The organism is Streptomyces palmae (genome assembly GCF_004684805.1).
Lineage (GTDB): Bacteria > Actinomycetota > Actinomycetes > Streptomycetales > Streptomycetaceae > Streptomyces > Streptomyces palmae.
Map to the genome: position 1 here is coordinate 1 of NZ_SRID01000687.1, position 1,350 is coordinate 1,350.

General features: G+C 71.0%; 1 protein-coding gene and 1 pseudogene. Both read left to right on the plus strand.

The window, feature by feature from the left end:
* A pseudogene (locus E4099_RS32075) lies at window positions 1–441 on the plus strand (Crp/Fnr family transcriptional regulator); the annotation flags it as partial.
* A gap of 79 nt (window positions 442–520) precedes the next feature.
* Window positions 521–1,350 (plus strand): cyclic nucleotide-binding domain-containing protein (locus E4099_RS32080; protein ID WP_135342597.1); only part of this gene is annotated, 830 nt, incomplete at its 3' end.

The following is a 1,350-nucleotide window of genomic DNA, read 5'->3' on the forward strand; positions in this document are numbered from 1 at the left end:
GGCCCACCCACCCCCGACGACCTCGACGAACTCCTGGCCACCGTGTGGAAGGACCCGGGGCTGATCCTGGCGCATCCGCGTGCCATCGCCGCGATCGGCCGGGAGCTCAACAGCCGGGGGCTGTCCCCGCAGAGCGTCGAGGTGGGAGGCCACGCGGTGCCGGCCTGGCGCGGTGTCCCGATCTTCCCGTGCAACAAGATCCCGGTGAGCGACCGGGGGACCAGCTCGCTGCTGGTGCTGCGCACCGGCGAGGAGAACCAGGGCGTCGTCGGACTACACCGCACCGGAATTCCCGATGAATACCAGCCGAGCCTTTCGGTGCGTTTCATGGGCATCAGCGAAAAGGCCATCATCTCCTATCTGGTGAGCGCCTACTACTCGGCGGCTGTCCTCGTTCCCGACGCACTGGGAATTCTGGAGGACGTGGAAGTCGGGCACTGATCCACAGCCCTTTCCCCCGCGGTTCTCGGCACCTGGGAAGCTCCTCGTGCCCGTGCACAGAATTGGATGACACACGCTTATGACGACCTCCGTCGAGCCCGAAGAGCCGCGCCTGAGCCTTGGCACTCCAGCGGCCCGCACACTCGCCACCACGACCAAGTCCGTCCCGCAGATGCAGGGCATCTCCTCCCGGTGGCTGCTGCGGGTGCTGCCCTGGGTGCAGGTGTCGGCCGGCACCTACCGGGTGAACCGCCGGCTCACCCACACCCTCGGCGACGGCCGCGTGGAGTTCGTCTCCACCGGCCCCGAGGTCCGCGTGATCCCGCCGGAGCTGGCCGAACTCCCCCTGCTGCGGGGCTTCGCGGACTCCGAGGCGCTGGAGAGCCTGGCGGACCGGTTCACCCAGCGCGAGTACGCGGCGGGCGAGGTGCTCGTGGAGGCCGGGCAGCCGGCCGCCGAGGTGGTCCTGATCGCACACGGCAAGGTGGACCGGCGCCGCCCGGGCGCCTATGACGACACGGCCTCGCTGGGGGTGCTCGCGGACGGCGACTACTTCGGCGACGACACCCTCACCGGCCCCGCCAGGGAGTGGGAGTTCACCGCCAAGGCCGTCACCCGCACCACGGTCCTGACGCTCCCGCGCCGCGCCTTCGAGGAGCTGGCCGACCGCTCGGCGGCGCTCCGCGAGCATCTGCGGGACACCGCCGAGCGGCCCGCCCCGGCGCTGAACCGGCGGGGCGAGGCGGACATCGCCATCGCCTCGGGCCACGCCGGCGAGCCCGCCCTGCCCGGTGTCTTCGCGGACTACGAGAGCACGCCGCGGGAGTACGAGCTGAGCGTGGCGCAGACCGTGCTGCGCGTCCACACCCGGGTCGCCGACCTCTACAACGACCCCATGAACCAGGTCGA